We start from the raw sequence: 14,299 nt of genomic DNA, 5'->3' as shown, positions 1-14,299 counted from the left end.
CTGCATGGCGGTCTACACCGACGTTGCCGCCGACGAGCTTGCGGATTTCCTGAGGCAATACGATCTCGGCGAATTGCTCTCCTACAAGGGCATCGCCGAGGGCGTCGAGAATTCCAACTTCCTGCTGCACACGAGCAAAGGCTCGTTCATCCTCACGCTCTATGAGAAGCGCGTGGCGAAGAACGATCTGCCGTTCTTCCTCGCGCTGATGACGCATCTGGCCGAGCACGGCGTGAGCTGTCCGCTGCCGGTGAAGGCGAAAGACGGAGAAGCGCTGCGCGAGCTGTCGGGCCGCCCCGCCGCGATCATCACCTTTCTCGAAGGCGTCTGGCCGCGCAAGCCGAATGCGACGCATTGCGCCGGCGTCGGCGAGGGGCTGGCCAGGATGCATCTGGCCGGCGCGAACTTCGCGATCAAGCGCGCCAATGCGCTCTCGGTTGCGGGCTGGCGCCCGCTGTTCGATGCAGCCGCAAACCGCGCCGACGAGGTGCAGCCGGACCTGCGCAGCTTCCTTGCCACCGAGCTCGACCATCTCTCGAGTGGGGTCTGGCCGACCAATCTGCCCGAAGGCGTGATCCACGCCGACCTCTTCAACGACAACGTCTTTTTCCTCGGCGACAAGCTCTCGGGGATCATCGACTTCACTTTCGCCTGCAACGACATGCTGGCCTATGACGTCGCGATCTGCCTCAACGCGTGGTGCTTCGAGCCGGATCATTCGTTCAACGTCACCAAGGCGCGCGCCTTCCTCAATGCCTATGGCCGGGTGCGAAAGCTGAGCGAGGCCGAGGAGACCGCGCTGCCGCTGCTGGCACGCGGCGCCGCGATCCGCTTCCTGCTGACGCGGCTGGTGGACTGGCTCAACGTGCCACCGGGCGCGCTTGTGAAGCCGAAGGACCCGCTCGAATATGTCCGCAAGCTGCGCTTCCACCAGAGCGTTTCCAGCGTGCGCGACTATGGGCTGACGCCGTCAGGACTGGTCGCGTGAGCGAAAAGCCGGTCGTCACGATCTATACCGACGGCGCCTGCTCGGGAAATCCGGGGCCCGGCGGCTGGGGCGCGATCCTGAAGTTCGGCGACAAGGAAAAAGAGCTGAACGGCGGCCAGCCGCACACCACCAACAACCAGATGGAATTGATGGCGGCGATCTCCGCGCTCGAAGCGCTGAAGAAGCCGTGCACCGTCGATCTCTACACCGACAGCCAATATGTCCGGCAGGGCATCACCGGGTGGATTTACGGTTGGAAGCGCAACGGCTGGCGCACCGCCGACAAGAAGCCGGTCAAGAATGTCGAGCTATGGCAGCGCCTCGATGCGGCGTTGAAGCAGCACGAAGTGCGCTGGCATTGGGTCAAGGGCCACGCCGGGCATCCGGAGAACGAGCGGGCCGATCAGCTCGCGCGCGATGGGATCGTGAAGGCGCGGTTGCAGCAGCGGGTGAGCGAGTAACGAGGCGCTCGCTCTCTCCACTCGTGATGGCCGGGCTCGACCCGGCCAATGTGCGACCACGAACGTGGATGCCCGGGACAAGCCCGGGCATGACGTCATCCTTCGCCTAAAGCTTACAGCTGCCCCAGCAGCGTATCGCCGCCGGAGACCTCGACCTTGCCGGGCATCGCTTCGAGGTTCAGCTTCTTGACCACGCCGTCCTCGACCAGCATCGAGTAGCGCTTGGAGCGGATGCCGAGGCCGTTGGCGGAGGCATCGAGCTCCATGCCGATCGCCTTGGTGAAATCGGCATTGCCGTCGGCGAGGAAGACGGCCTCGTCGCGCTGGTCGGTGTCGCGCTTCCAGGCGTTCATCACGAAAGCGTCGTTGACGGAGACGATGGCGATGGTGTCGACGCCCTTGTCCTTCATGGCATAGGCGTTGAGGAAGATGCTCGGCAGGTGCATCTTGTGGCAGGTGCCGGTATAGGCGCCGGGCACGGCGAACAGCGCCACCTTCTTGCCCTTGAAGATGTCGTCGGTGGTCTTCACCTGCGGGCCTTCCGCCGTCATCACGCGGAATTTCGCCTCGGGCAGCTTGTCGCCAGTCTGGATCGCCATCGTGAGTCTCCCTGAAAATCGGTCCCGCTTTTTAGACCGTGGCGCGGGCCTGCACAATATTGCCGACTGGGAAAGCAGCGGGGGCGGCGTCCCTTCACCGTGATGTCATCAGCCGGCAAAACCGCCGCTGTCGAGGAAGGCCTGCTCCTCTTCGGTCGTATCGCGGCCGAGCAGGCGGTTGCGATGGGGGAAGCGGCCGAACCGCTGGATGATGTCGGCGTGCTCCCTGGCGTATTTCAGATTTTCGGCATTGTCGGTGTTTTCGAACAGCGCAACGCAATGCAGCTGATCGGGCAGATGCTCGGAATGCATGAAGGGCAGATAGAGGAATTCGAGCAGCATCGGATCGATCCTGCGGTCGACGCCCCGGTCGATGGCGCGGCGGGCGACTTCGCGCGCCAGCGCGTCGGAGGCGAAGGCTTCGCGGGTGCCGCGAAACATGTTGCGCGGAAACTGGTCGAGCACGATGACGAGCGCGAGCGCGCCGTCGTCGCTGTCCTCCCAAGACGCCAGCTCGCCGGCGGCCGCCTTCTGCCACAGCGGCAGAAACCGGCGCCTGACCTCGGCGTCGAAAGTCTCGCTATGCTCGTACCAGCGCTCGCGGCCGGCCTCGCGCCAGAAGGCGAGAATGCCGGCCGGGGTGTTGTCACTCACGTCGGTCATGAATCAGCGATGCGGCTTACGCCGCCTCCGCCTTCTTCTCGTCGCGCAGCTGCCGGCGCAGGATCTTGCCGACATTGGTCTTCGGCAGGTCGGTGCGGAATTCGATGTGCTTGGGCACCTTGTAGCCGGTGAGCTGCTCCTGGCAGAACCTGATGACGTCCTCCGCCGCGAGATTCGGATCCTTCTTGACCACGAAGGCCTTCACCGCCTCGCCCGACTTGGAATCGGGGATGCCGATCACGGCGCATTCGAGCACGCCGGGATGGCTCGCGATCACTTCCTCGATCTCGTTCGGATAGACGTTGAAGCCTGAGACCAGGATCATGTCCTTCTTGCGGTCGACGATCTTGGTGTAGCCCCTCTCGTCCATCACGCCGATGTCGCCGGTGCGGAAATAGCCATCCGCCGTCATGACCTTGGCGGTCTCTTCCGGCCTGTTCCAGTAGCCCGACATCACCTGCGGACCCTTGGCGCAAATCTCGCCGGCCTGGCCGAGCGGCAGCTCGTTGCCGTCGTCGTCGCGGATCGAGATCCAGGTCGACGGCACGGGGATGCCGATCGATCCTGAGAACTCGGTCGTGGTCGCGGGGTTACAGGTCAGCGTCGGCGAGGTCTCCGACAGGCCGTAGCCTTCGGCGATGAAGCAGCCGGTCACCGCCTTCCACTGCTCGGCCACCGGGCGCTGCACAGCCATGCCGCCGCCGTTGGAGATCTTCAGCTTGGAGAAGTCGAGCTTCTTGAAATCAGGGTGCTGCATCAGCCCGTTATAGAGCGTATTCACGGCCGGGAAGCTGTTGACTTGGTACTTTGCGAGCTCCTTGACGAAGCCGGCAATGTCGCGCGGGTTCGGGATCAACAGGTTACAGCCGCCGGCGCGCACCGCGAGCAGGTAGCACGCCGTCAGCGCGAAGATGTGGTAGAGCGGCAGCGCGCACACGATCATCAGCTGCTCGACATGCGGCGGCTGCGCCAGCGCCGGCTGGAGCCAGGCGTCGTTCTGCAGGACGTTGGCGACGATGTTGCGATGAAGCAGCGTGGCGCCTTTGGAGACGCCGGTGGTGCCGCCGGTATATTGCAGGAAGGCGACGTCGCCGGGTGAGAGCTTCGGCTTGTTGAAGGTCAAGCCGCGGCCGGCCGCAAGCGCGTCGTTGAAGGACACCGCGCCCGGCAGCGAGAAGGCCGGCACCATCTTCTTGACGCGGCGGACGACGAGATTGACGATCATGCCCTTGAAACCGAGCAGATCGCCCATGCTGCCGACGATGACATGCTTCACGTCCGTCTTCGCGATCACCTGCTCGACAGTGTGAGCAAAATTCTCCAGCACGATGATGGCTTCGGCGCCGGAATCCTTGAGCTGATGCTCGAGCTCGCGCGGGGTGTAGAGCGGGTTGACGTTGACGACCGCGTAGCCGGCGCGCAGCACGGCAGCGGTCGCGACCGGATATTGCAGCACGTTCGGCATCATGATCGCGACGCGAGCCCCGCGCTGCAGGCCGCGACCCTGCAGGTAAGCGGCGAGCGCCAGCGACATCTGGTCGAGGTCGCGATAGCTGATCGACTTGTCCATGCAGATGAACGCCTTGCGGTCGGCGAACTTGGTGAAGCTCTCCTCCAGGAGATCGACCAGCGATGCGTATTGCGTCGGCTCGATATCGGCGGGCACGCCGGGCGGATATTGCTTGAGCCAGATGCGCTCCATGGAAACTCCCCTCTCTTGCACCAGAGCCCGCTGTGTCTCGGGCTTGCCTCATTGCCGGCAGTATCGAGCCTGCCGCAACGGGTGGCAAGCCGTCGTGGCTTAGGGCAAAGGCCGGGGAGTGGCTACTGGAATCCTCGCAAACCGCGCTCCCGCAACTGCGAAGCGCAGGCTGTGATCTAATTCTGATGCGTTAGCTGTGATGTAGTTATGAGGCGGCGTTAACTGTTGTTGGCCGGCTTGGCGGCCGCAGGCTTGGTCGCGGCCTTGGGCTTGGCGGGCTTTGCCGCCGCATCCCCGCTCGCGGGCTTCTCAGCCGGTTTCGCCGCGGCATCCGGCTTGGCCGCGGCATGCCTGGCGGCGGCCGGCTTGGCTGCGGTCTTGCCGTCGCCCTTCGCATTGTTCTTCGCATCGGGCTTGGCAGCATCCGGCTTCGCCGCCGCCGTCTTCGGCTCCTTCGGTTTATCCGCGGGCTTGTCGGCCGCGTCGGGCTTCTTGGCGACGCGCGGTTTCTTGCCACGCGCTTTTGGCGTCGCCTGCTGGTCAGCATCGGCGGCGACCGCCGCGATCAGGGCGGTGCCGGTGCGGGTCGGGCCGGTATAGACAAGCACGGGCTCGGCTGCCGCCGGAGCGGAGGCCATCAGCTCGGAGGCTTTCATCAGCGGCGGCTGGAGGCCGGCCGTAAAGAAGGTGACCTGGGCTTCGCCGCCGGTGGCCGAGGCCGATCCGGCCGAGCCGCCATTGGTGGCGATCAGCGCGTCGTCATCGTCGCTGGCCGGGCGCTTGCGGTGGCCGCCGCACATCTCCTCGCGCAGGTTCGGCGGCGAGGCATCGACCGGGACGAGCTTATCGACGGTGCCGAGCGATGGACGGAGCCAGGTGAGATTGTCCTGGCTGAAGCCGCGCTCGAGCAGCTGCGCCGCCTTCACCGCGCGCGCGGTGCCCGAGTTGGCGCCGAGCACCACCGCGATCAGCCGGCGGCCGTTGCGCGTGGCGGAGGCGACGAGATTGTAGCCGGAGGCGCAGATGAAGCCGGTCTTGAAGCCGTCGGCGCCTGGATAGCGGCCGATCAGCTTGTTGAAATTGCCGGTGACGCGCTTGCCGAAGCGGATCGCCGGGATGTGCACGAAGTATTCGTATTCGGGCAGGTCGCGCAGGAATGAGCGCGCGAGAATGCCGAGATCGCGCGCGGAGGTGATCTGGCCGTCCGCGGGCAGGCCGTTCGGATTGACGTAGCTCGTCTGCGTCATGCCGAGCCGCTGCGCGGTGTCGTTCATCATCGCCGAGAAGCCATCGATCGAGCCGCCGACGCCTTCGGCGAGCACCACGGCCATGTCGTTCGCCGACTTGACCATCATCATCTTCAGCGCGTTGTCGACGGTGAGCTGCGTGCCCGGCCGGAACCCCATCTTTGACGGCGACTGCGAGGCGGCCGTCGGCGACACCGTCAGCAGCGTGTCGAGCGTGAGCTTGCCGTCCTTCACCGCCTTCAGCGTCACATAGGCGGTCATGATCTTGGTGACGGAGGCCGGATACCACGGGATGGTCGCGTTCTCCGCCTGGAGCACCTTGCCGCTGTCGGCTTCGATCAGCAGCAGCGCTTCCGCACCCGCCGCGCGCGGCGCGAGCAATGCGGCGCAGGCGAGCGTCGCCGCGACCAGGTTGAACAGCGATTTGCGAAGCAGCGGGCGAATGGCGTGCACTATCCGATTCCGGTCCTTGGAGACCCGCCTGATACGGTCGGCTCTCGTGATCTGACGTTCGGTTCTGAAATCCGGCGCCGCCGCTTGCGGCGTCGCAAACCTATACCGGCTGGTCCGTCGAGAATAGGGGGATCGGTGCTGTATTCCGCAATGAAATAGGCCGAATTTCGACGGTCTTACGGGGACTTGACCGCAGTCGCGGCAGTCTCGGCCGCCGTCACGCTGGCCCGTGCGTTTTCCTGCACCATGAACTGGGCCCTGGCGAGCTCGGCGAAATGGCCGCCTTTGGCCACGAGTTCATCGAAAGTTCCGCTTTCGATCACGCGGCCATTCTCGAACACCAGGATCCGCGTGGCATTGCGGATGGTCGACAGACGATGGGCGATCACGAAGGTGGTGCGGCCCTTCATCACTTCGTCGAGAGCGGCGTTCACCTTGGCCTCGGTGACGGCATCGAGCGCGGAGGTTGCCTCGTCCAGGATCAGGATTGGCGGATCCTTCAGCAGAGCGCGGGCGATCGACAGGCGCTGCCGCTCGCCGCCGGAGAGCATGCGGCCGCGCTCGCCGGCATTGGTCTCGAACCCGCCGCTGCGCTCGATGAAGTCGATGGCCTGTGCGCGCTCCGCGGCTTTGCGCATCTCGGCCTCGGTCGCATCCGGTTTGCCGACGCGCAGATTCTCCGCGATCGAGCGGTTGAACAGCAGCGCTTCCTGGAACACGACGCCGATGTTCCGCCGCAGCGATGTCAACGTCACGCCGCGCACGTCCATGCCGTCGATCTTGATGAAGCCGGATTGCGGGTCGAAGGCGCGATGCAAGAGCGCGATCGCGGTCGACTTGCCGGCACCCGTCGGGCCGACCAGCGCGATGGTCTGGCCGGGCAGCGCGGTGAAGGAGAGGTCCTCGACCGCCGGGCGCTTGCCGTCATAGGAGAAGGTGACGTCGTTGAACTCGACGAGGCCGGAGAGCCGCCCCGCGTCGATCGCATCGGGCCGGTCGTGCACCGCGGGCACGGCATCGAGCACGCCGAAGAATTCACGCAGGCGCGGCGCTTCCATGAAGACGTTGTTGATGAAGCTCACGACCTGCTCGAGCTTCTGGATCAGCAGCGTGGCAAAGCTCACGAACATCACGATCTCGCCGACCGACGTGAGGCCCTGGTCGTGCAGCGCGATGCCGAGCGTGAAGATCGCCAGCACCGTGATGGTGGTCGATGCGCGCGTGATGACGGTGACGAGCGCCCACCACGACAGCACGGGCATTTGCGCCGCCAGCAGCTCGTCGGCGACCGAGCGCAGTCCCTTCACCTCGGTTTCGACGCGGACGAAGCTCTGCACCAGCGCGACATTGCCGAGTGCGTCGGAGGCGCGCGCGGAGAGCTCGCTGTAGTGCTCCTCGACCGCCAGCTGCATGCCGAAAGTCTTGCGCACCACGAAGGTCGTCAGCGCGGTGAAGACGACGCAGAGCACGAACAGCAGGATCGCCAGCCGCCAGTTCAGGTAGAGCGACAGGGGCAGCAGCACCACGACCGACAGGATCGCGGCAAAATGCTCGCGGAAGAAGCCGAGCCACAGCCGCCACAGCGCATCGGTGCCGTTGAGCATCACCTTCATCAGCCGGCCCGAATGGGTGCCGGAGTGGAAGGTCAGCGGCAGTTGCAGGATGTGCTCGAAATAGCTGGTCAGCACCGCCTGGCGCTGGCGATGCGACAGCCGGTCGGCTTGCAGCGCGACGAGCGCGTTGCAGGCGATGGTGAACAGCCCGAACGCCACCCAGGCGCCCAGGAACGGCCAGGCCGAGTTGGACCCGGCCACCGTCTTGCCGGAGAGCACGTCGACGATGCGGCCGAACAGCACCGGCTCGGCGAATTGCGAGCCCGCGAGCAGGAGATTGGCGACCGCCAGCAGCCAGCCGAGCCGCGCTTCCTTGCCGAGCAGTTCGAGAACACGGGTGTAGAGACGGAGCATGGACATGCGGGCGAGCAACTCGGACGGCGATGGAGCCGCATTTTAAGCAGGGATCGCCCGCGAGATACAGCGGAAGCTTGCGGTTTTGCTCAGTTGACGAGCCGGCTTGCGACGGGCGGAAGGAACCGGTCGTCGAAGATGTCGGCGGCCGCCGGGCGTTTGCGGAATTTGAAATCCTGCGCGATCTGGTCGATCGAGTGCTCCAGGCGCGCCGGATCGATGCCGCCTATCCCGTTGCGCTTGACCTCGTCGGTCAGGATATTCTCGGCGAGCACGGTGCGCAGACGCTCGAGCTCGAGGTCGCGGTCGCCGTCGTCGATGCGGCTCGCGGCCTCATCCGCCGCACGCGCCGGCTCCTTGACGGTTGCGTGGACGCCCGCGACCAAGGCGCGGACGAATCCCTTTACTGCTTCGGGCTTCGCCGCGGCGAAAGCGGGATTGGCCACCACGGCAAAGCCGTAGGCCTCGCAGCCGTAGTCGGCAAAGCGCAGCACGACGAGATCGCTGCCGGGCACGCCGCGATCGCGCAGGTTCACCGCCGATAGATAGCTGAAGCTGGCGACGGCATCGACCTGCCCTGCGGAGAGGATCGGCTCGCGCACCGCGGCGCTGATCTTGTGGAATTTCACCTGCGAGGTGTTGATGCCGTTCTGCTGCGCCAGCGCGGGCCACAGCCGCATCGACAGATCGCTCTCGGCAGCGCCGACGGTCTTGCCGTCGAGATCGGGCAGCACATGGATGCCGCGGCTCCGGCGCGCGATGATGGCGTAAGGCGCGCGGTTGAACAGCACGAACACCGCCTTGACGGGTGCAGCATCGTCCTTGTCGCGAAAGCGGATCAGCTCGTTGAGGTCGACGAACGCGAGCTCGCTGTCGCCCTTGGCGACGCGCGCGAGCGCCTCCGGCGATCCGGCGGCGGTGTTGAAGGAGACGTTGAGACGCTCGGAGCCGAAACTGCCGTCCTTCGCGGCCAGGAAGAACGGCGCCATGCTCGCATCGATCGGGCGATCGAACGTGAAGTGAATCGCGGTGGACGGCGCGGCGGTCTCGCCCGCCGTGACCTCGCTTGCAGGCAGAGCGGCGAGCGAGATTGCGAGGGCGAGCACAAGGGCCGGCAGACGGCAAAGGGCGATCGTCTTGAATCCAGACATAAGTGGCGCCGGTCCCGCATTGTTATGATCTCGTGACGCTTGCAGCGCCGGCTGGCGGACAGTCTCTCAACGCCAATATGAACGGCGGATGAGCGGAGGTTGCGTCACGATTACGCAACCTCGTTCAGCTTGTGTTGGGGTTGGGGAACCCAACATGGGATGCGGGTGTTTGAGAGACATGAGCCTGTCTCAAGCACCATTGAAGGTCCCAAGGAGGGTCCAGGACATGTTTGACAGATTTTCCAGATTTGGCGGCCGCAAAGCCGTCCTTGCCACGGCCGCGGTGCTGGCGCTGACCGCTGCCGCCCCGACCGCCTCTTATGCGGGCGGCCGCCACTGGCATGGTGGCGGCGGCGCAGCCCTCGCTGGTGCGGCCATTGCGGGCGCCATCGGCACCGGACTTGCGATCGCCGCGACTCGCGACGCCTACGCCTACGGTCCGGGCTACGGCTATTACGGCGGTCCGGCCTATTACAGCGTCCCTGCCTACGGCCCCTACTATGGTCCGGGCCCCAACTACCAATACCAGCGCTACGGCGGCTCGGCGCCGTCGGAGCTCTGCGGCCAGGGCTATGTCCAGAACTGCTACTGACCTTGGCTACCAAAGGTTGACCACAACTGGCCGTCGCCGCGCCGCGGCGGCCAGTTTTTTGCTTTTGCTGTCGTGCGTTAACGCGCTCGCCACCGGTTTAGAGTAATTTCGCGTACATGAGTGATTCGCTTGAGCGGCTATATCTGGCTGTGCTCGCGGCCAGGGATCTTGATCCGGCAACATCGCGTACGGCCCGGCTGTTTCAGCGCGGCCCCTCCAAAATGGCGAAAAAGCTGGCCGAAGAGGCCATCGAAGTCGTGATCGACGCGGTCAACGGCGATAGCGAAGCCGTGGTTCGCGAGAGCGCCGACCTGCTCTACAACCTGACCGTGCTTTGGGCGTCGGCCGGCGTGCGCCCCGATGACGTCTGGCGCGAGATGGCGCGGCGGGAAGACATGCTGGGCATCGCCGAGAAGCTGCCGAAGTCGCCGATGAAACTGCCCAAGGTCGCCTCACCGCGCATCTCCGCGCGGCGGCCAATTGTCGCGCTGGAAGGGCGGGCGGCGCGCAAGCGCCATTAGGGCGTCACAAATCGCTCAAAAACTCGCGATGGACAAATCCGTCCCATGGTGCTTCATCGCGGCGCCATGCTGAAACGTATCTACGACTGGTGCATCGACGCCGCCCACAAGCCTTACGCGCTCTGGATCATGGGAGCGGTGGCTTTCGCAGAAAGCTCCTTCTTTCCGGTTCCGCCGGACGTGATGCTGATCCCGATGTCGCTGGCGCGCCCGCAGCGCGCCTGGGTCTATGCCATGGTCTGTACCGTCACCTCCGTGCTCGGCGGCCTGCTCGGCTATGCCATCGGCGCGCTGCTGTTCGACTCGGTCGGCCACTGGCTGATCCAGGTCTATGGCCTTGGCGACAAGGTCGAAGCCTTCCGCGCCTCCTATGCGGAATGGGGCGCCGTTATCATCCTGCTCAAGGGCCTGACGCCGATCCCCTACAAGCTCGTCACCATCACCTCGGGCTTTGCCGGCTATAGTCTCATTCTGTTCATCCTTTGCTCGATCGTCGCGCGGGGCGGCCGCTTCTTCATCGTGGCGATCCTGCTCAACCGCTACGGCGACTGGATCCGGCACAAGCTCGAGGAGCATCTCGGATTATGGGTGGCGATCGGCGCGGCCGTGCTGGTGCTCGGCTTCGTCGTTGCCGTCAGATTGATCTGACCCGCAACGCTTTGCCGCGGCGCCGGCTTCGGCTACGGTTGCCCTCATGATGGTTCGATCCGGCAATCCGGGCTTGCGGTTCGGGACGACGACTTCAGCAGTGCTGCTGATCCTGCTTGGCGGCAGCGAGATGGGATGGCCGCAATCCGCACCTCCCTCGCTCGGCCTTCAGGAACAGGGGCCGCAGGCCGCCCCGCCGCCATCGACGCCCGCCCCGCCGGCGCGCGAGGAAAATCCAGGGCTGATCAACGAAATGGGCAAGCTGTTCGACAAGCTGCCCTCGATCCTGCCGCCGATCAAAAGCCCCAGTGAGACCATGAGCGACCTGTCGCGGCTGGCAACGCCCTCGACCATGGTCTCGGGGCGCGTGGCGTGCCCGGTCTCGTCCAACGGCGCGCCCGACTGCAAGCTTGCCGCCGACCAGCTCTGCCGGAGCAAGGGCTACAAGGAAGGCAAGAGCCTCAACGCCGACTCCGCCGAAAAATGCTCGGCCAAGGTTCTGATTCCGGGCCGGCAACGCAAACCTGACGATTGCCGCACCGACACTTTCGTGACCAGCGCGCTATGCCAGAACTGATGCGGCGACGCGCGAGCAGCAAGGAGCGCCTATGAGCCGTACGGAGCAGGATTTCCTCGGACAGCGTGAGATCGCCGACGACATCTATTACGGCGTCCAGACCATCCGGGGTAAGGAAAACTTCCACATCACCGGCATTCCGATGAATCAGGAGCCTTACTTCGTGAAGGCGCTTGGCTACGTGAAGAAAGCCGCCGCGATGGCCAATCGCGATCTCGGCGCGATTGACGCCAAAGTGGCCGATGCGATCATCCTCGGCTGCGACCGCGTCATCGCCGGCGACATGATGGACCAGTTCGTCACCGACTTCATCCAGGGCGGCGCCGGCACCTCGACCAACATGAACGCCAACGAGGTGATCGCGAACCTCGCGCTGGAATCGCTCGGCTTTGCCAAGGGCGACTATCAGAAAGTCAGCCCCAACGATCACGTCAATTACGGCCAGTCCACCAACGACACCTATCCGACGGCATTCCGGCTGGCGCTGATCCTGCGGCTCGAGAGCTATATGACGGCGCTGCGCCAGTTGCAGGAGGCCTTTTTCGCCAAGGGCCGCGAGTTCGACCGCGTGCTGAAGATGGGCCGCACGCATTTGCAGGACGCCGTGCCGATGTCGCTCGGGGCCGAATTCCGGGGCTGGGGCACCACGATCGGCGAGGAGGTCGACCGCATCTCGGAAGCCCGCTCGCTGCTGCGCGAGATCAATCTCGGCGCCACCGCGATCGGCACTTCGGTTACCGCTGCGGTCGGCTATCCCAAGCTTGCCGTCCGGCATCTCAGCGCGTTGACCGGCGTCGATTTCATCCTCGCCGGCGATCTCGTGGAAGCGACGTCAGATACCGGCGCCTATGTGCAGCTCTCCGGCGTGCTCAAGCGGACCGCGAGCAAGCTGACGAAGATCTGCAACGACATCCGCCTGCTCGCCTCGGGCCCGCGCGCAGGCTTCAACGAGATCAACCTGCCGCAATTGCAGCCGGGCTCCTCGATCATGCCGGGCAAGGTCAATCCCGTGATCCCCGAGGTCGTCAACCAGACCAGCTTCCTGGTCATCGGCCTCGACACCACGGTGACGCTGGCAGCCAGCGCCGGCCAGCTCCAGCTCAACGTGATGGAGCCGGTGATCTCGTTCGCGCTGTTCTTCTCGATCCGCACCATGGAGCGTGCGGTCAACAGCCTGCGCGAGAACTGCATCGTCGGCATCACCGCGAATGAAGAGCACACCCGCAACATGGTGCTGAACTCGCTCGGCATCGTCACCGTGCTGAAGCCGCTGCTCGGCTACAAGCAATGCGCCGAGATCGCGCGCGAGGGCTACAAAAGCGGCAAGTCGCTGCACCAGATCGTGGTGACCGAACGCAAGCTGCTGACGCAGGAGAAATGGGACGAGATGTTCTCGTTCGAGCGGTTGATCAATCCGGATATGATCGGGTGATCTTTCGTCACGCGCAGGTGCCTCACCTCTCCCAAGAGGTGAGATAAGAATTCCGCTGCTTGGAATTCGGTAGCGGCATCCGCCGCGGCGGCAAAACGCAATACTTGACAGTGGAAAGATTGCCTTGTTGGTATGGGCCCCAGCTTCCATTTGACCGCCAAAAGAGGATCGCTCCGCAATGTCCATGCCTGCCCTGTTCAAGGGGCGCCTGTCGATCCCCGTGATCGGCTCGCCGCTCTTCATCATCTCGGTGCCCGATCTCGTGATCGCGCAGTGCAAGGCAGGCGTGGTCGGCTCGTTCCCGGCGCTCAACGCGCGGCCGCCGGAGCTGCTCGACGAATGGCTGGCGCGGATCACCGAAGAGCTCGCGGCCTATGACCGCGCTCACCCTGACAAGCCGTCGGCGCCGTTTGCGGTCAACCAGATCGTGCACAAGTCGAACAACCGGCTCGACCACGACATGCAGCTCTGCGCCAAGTACAAGGTGCCGATGATCATCTCCTCGCTCGGGGCGCGCGAGGAGCTCAATCAGGCGGTTCACGACTGGGGCGGCATCGTCTTCCACGACGTGATCAATCAGAAATTCGCGCACAAGGCGATCGAGAAGGGCGCTGATGGCCTGATCCTGGTCGCAGCCGGCGCCGGCGGCCATGCTGGCACGATCTCGCCGCTGGCTTTCGTTGCCGAAACGCGCAAGTGGTTCGACGGTCCGATCGCGCTGTCGGGCGCCATCGGCAACGGCAAGGCGATCCGCGCTGCGCGTATCTTAGGGGCCGACTTCGCCTATATCGGCTCGGCCTTCATCGCGACCAAGGAAGCCAACGCGGTCGAGAAGTACAAGGAGATGATCGCGGGTTCGAGCGCCGACGACATCGTCTATTCCAACCTTTTCACCGGCGTGCACGGCAATTATCTGAAGCCATCGATTCTCGCGGCCGGCATGGATCCGGAAAACCTGCCGACCTCCGATCCCTCCAAGATGAATTTCGGCACTGATGCCTCCGGCGAGCGCGCCAAGCCGAAGGCCTGGAAGGAGATCTGGGGCTCGGGCCAGGGCATCGGCAGCATCGAGGGCGTCGTGCCCGCTGCCGAACTGATCGCGCGCTTCAAGAAGGAATACGAGGAAGCGATCGATCCGCCGTTGTGATGCAGGCCGTCGTCCCACATTTCTCTCATCGATCGTCCCGGACAAGCGCAGCGCCGATCCGGGACCCATCACCACAGGGAGGAGTTTGGCGAAGGCTCGTGGTTACTGTCTTGCGCTACAACTTCTCCCTGGGATTGTGGTCCCTGCCTTC

Annotated in this window: 14 protein-coding genes; 8 read left to right on the top strand and 6 right to left on the bottom strand. The window is 64.6% G+C overall.

Annotated features, from left to right (window positions below; genetic code table 11):
- Window positions 1–4: 4 nt before the first annotated feature.
- Both AC5V87_RS36790 and rnhA read left to right on the top strand, forming a co-directional pair.
- A complete protein-coding gene (locus tag AC5V87_RS36790; RefSeq protein WP_495369373.1) occupies window positions 5–988 on the top strand; it encodes a homoserine kinase in 984 nt (327 codons plus the stop codon).
- Window positions 985–1,449: a ribonuclease HI gene (gene rnhA, locus AC5V87_RS36785; RefSeq protein WP_456842290.1), complete on the top strand. Its 465-nt coding sequence runs from the start codon at window positions 985–987 to the stop codon at window positions 1,447–1,449. Before AC5V87_RS36790 ends, rnhA begins: the two co-directional genes overlap by 4 nt.
- 113 nt (window positions 1,450–1,562) lie before the next feature.
- Here rnhA and AC5V87_RS36780 read toward each other — a convergent pair whose 3' ends face one another.
- From AC5V87_RS36780 to AC5V87_RS36755, 6 genes are all read right to left on the bottom strand, one after another.
- Window positions 1,563–2,048, bottom strand: coding sequence for a peroxiredoxin (locus AC5V87_RS36780; RefSeq protein WP_456842291.1), 486 nt, complete (start codon window positions 2,046–2,048; stop codon window positions 1,563–1,565).
- A 108-nt stretch (window positions 2,049–2,156) separates the two neighbouring features.
- Entirely contained in the window at window positions 2,157–2,711 is a 555-nt protein-coding gene (locus AC5V87_RS36775; RefSeq protein WP_495369372.1) for a DUF924 family protein, read from the bottom strand.
- A 16-nt stretch (window positions 2,712–2,727) separates the two neighbouring features.
- The gene (locus tag AC5V87_RS36770) at window positions 2,728–4,413 is read right to left on the bottom strand and encodes a long-chain fatty acid--CoA ligase (protein ID WP_456842293.1); all 1,686 of its coding nucleotides are present in this window, start codon (window positions 4,411–4,413) and stop codon (window positions 2,728–2,730) included.
- A 218-nt stretch (window positions 4,414–4,631) separates the two neighbouring features.
- Complete coding sequence (locus tag AC5V87_RS36765) at window positions 4,632–6,113, bottom strand: D-alanyl-D-alanine carboxypeptidase family protein (protein WP_495369371.1); 1,482 nt, start codon at window positions 6,111–6,113, stop codon at window positions 4,632–4,634.
- Between the two features lie 176 nt (window positions 6,114–6,289).
- Complete coding sequence (locus tag AC5V87_RS36760; RefSeq protein ID WP_456842294.1) at window positions 6,290–8,086, bottom strand: glucan ABC transporter ATP-binding protein/ permease; 1,797 nt, start codon at window positions 8,084–8,086, stop codon at window positions 6,290–6,292.
- A gap of 83 nt (window positions 8,087–8,169) precedes the next feature.
- Entirely contained in the window at window positions 8,170–9,231 is a 1,062-nt protein-coding gene (locus AC5V87_RS36755) for an ABC transporter substrate-binding protein (protein ID WP_495369370.1), read from the bottom strand.
- Between the two features lie 226 nt (window positions 9,232–9,457).
- Between AC5V87_RS36755 and AC5V87_RS36750 the strand changes: the two genes are divergently transcribed.
- The 6 genes from AC5V87_RS36750 to AC5V87_RS36725 all read left to right on the top strand — a co-directional run bounded on the left by AC5V87_RS36750 (window position 9,458) and on the right by AC5V87_RS36725 (window position 14,148).
- The gene (locus AC5V87_RS36750; RefSeq protein WP_495369369.1) at window positions 9,458–9,823 is read left to right on the top strand and encodes a hypothetical protein; all 366 of its coding nucleotides are present in this window, start codon (window positions 9,458–9,460) and stop codon (window positions 9,821–9,823) included.
- Between the two features lie 116 nt (window positions 9,824–9,939).
- Window positions 9,940–10,344, top strand: a complete 405-nt coding sequence (gene hisE, locus AC5V87_RS36745; protein ID WP_456842297.1) for a phosphoribosyl-ATP diphosphatase — start codon at window positions 9,940–9,942, stop codon at window positions 10,342–10,344.
- A 45-nt stretch (window positions 10,345–10,389) separates the two neighbouring features.
- Complete coding sequence (locus AC5V87_RS36740; RefSeq protein ID WP_456842298.1) at window positions 10,390–10,992, top strand: YqaA family protein; 603 nt, start codon at window positions 10,390–10,392, stop codon at window positions 10,990–10,992.
- Window positions 10,993–11,038: 46 nt separating this feature from the next.
- Window positions 11,039–11,569: a hypothetical protein gene (locus AC5V87_RS36735; RefSeq protein ID WP_456842299.1), complete on the top strand. Its 531-nt coding sequence runs from the start codon at window positions 11,039–11,041 to the stop codon at window positions 11,567–11,569.
- Window positions 11,570–11,600: 31 nt separating this feature from the next.
- Window positions 11,601–13,001 carry an aspartate ammonia-lyase gene (locus AC5V87_RS36730; RefSeq protein ID WP_456842300.1) on the top strand — a complete coding sequence of 467 codons (1,401 nt, stop codon included), beginning with the start codon at window positions 11,601–11,603 and terminating at the stop codon, window positions 12,999–13,001.
- A 178-nt stretch (window positions 13,002–13,179) separates the two neighbouring features.
- A complete protein-coding gene (locus AC5V87_RS36725) occupies window positions 13,180–14,148 on the top strand; it encodes an NAD(P)H-dependent flavin oxidoreductase (RefSeq protein WP_456842301.1) in 969 nt (322 codons plus the stop codon).
- Window positions 14,149–14,299: the final 151 nt, after the last annotated feature.

Source organism: Bradyrhizobium sp. SOJA106 (assembly GCF_059448745.1).
This window is presented reverse-complemented; position numbering and strand designations above follow the sequence as displayed.

Bases quoted from the DNA above. Each gene is read 5' to 3' on its own strand.
- AC5V87_RS36790 (WP_495369373.1), top strand. From the start codon at position 5: ATGGCGGTCTACACCGACGTTGCCGCCGACGAGCTTGCGGATTTCCTG.
- AC5V87_RS36780 (WP_456842291.1), bottom strand. From the start codon at position 2,048: ATGGCGATCCAGACTGGCGACAAGCTGCCCGAGGCGAAATTCCGCGTG.
- AC5V87_RS36775 (WP_495369372.1), bottom strand. From the start codon at position 2,711: ATGACCGACGTGAGTGACAACACCCCGGCCGGCATTCTCGCCTTCTGG.
- AC5V87_RS36770 (WP_456842293.1), bottom strand. From the start codon at position 4,413: ATGGAGCGCATCTGGCTCAAGCAATATCCGCCCGGCGTGCCCGCCGAT.
- AC5V87_RS36760 (WP_456842294.1), bottom strand. From the start codon at position 8,086: ATGTCCATGCTCCGTCTCTACACCCGTGTTCTCGAACTGCTCGGCAAG.
- AC5V87_RS36755 (WP_495369370.1), bottom strand. From the start codon at position 9,231: ATGTCTGGATTCAAGACGATCGCCCTTTGCCGTCTGCCGGCCCTTGTG.
- AC5V87_RS36750 (WP_495369369.1), top strand. From the start codon at position 9,458: ATGTTTGACAGATTTTCCAGATTTGGCGGCCGCAAAGCCGTCCTTGCC.
- hisE (WP_456842297.1), top strand. From the start codon at position 9,940: ATGAGTGATTCGCTTGAGCGGCTATATCTGGCTGTGCTCGCGGCCAGG.
- AC5V87_RS36740 (WP_456842298.1), top strand. From the start codon at position 10,390: ATGGTGCTTCATCGCGGCGCCATGCTGAAACGTATCTACGACTGGTGC.
- AC5V87_RS36735 (WP_456842299.1), top strand. From the start codon at position 11,039: ATGATGGTTCGATCCGGCAATCCGGGCTTGCGGTTCGGGACGACGACT.
- AC5V87_RS36730 (WP_456842300.1), top strand. From the start codon at position 11,601: ATGAGCCGTACGGAGCAGGATTTCCTCGGACAGCGTGAGATCGCCGAC.
- AC5V87_RS36725 (WP_456842301.1), top strand. From the start codon at position 13,180: ATGTCCATGCCTGCCCTGTTCAAGGGGCGCCTGTCGATCCCCGTGATC.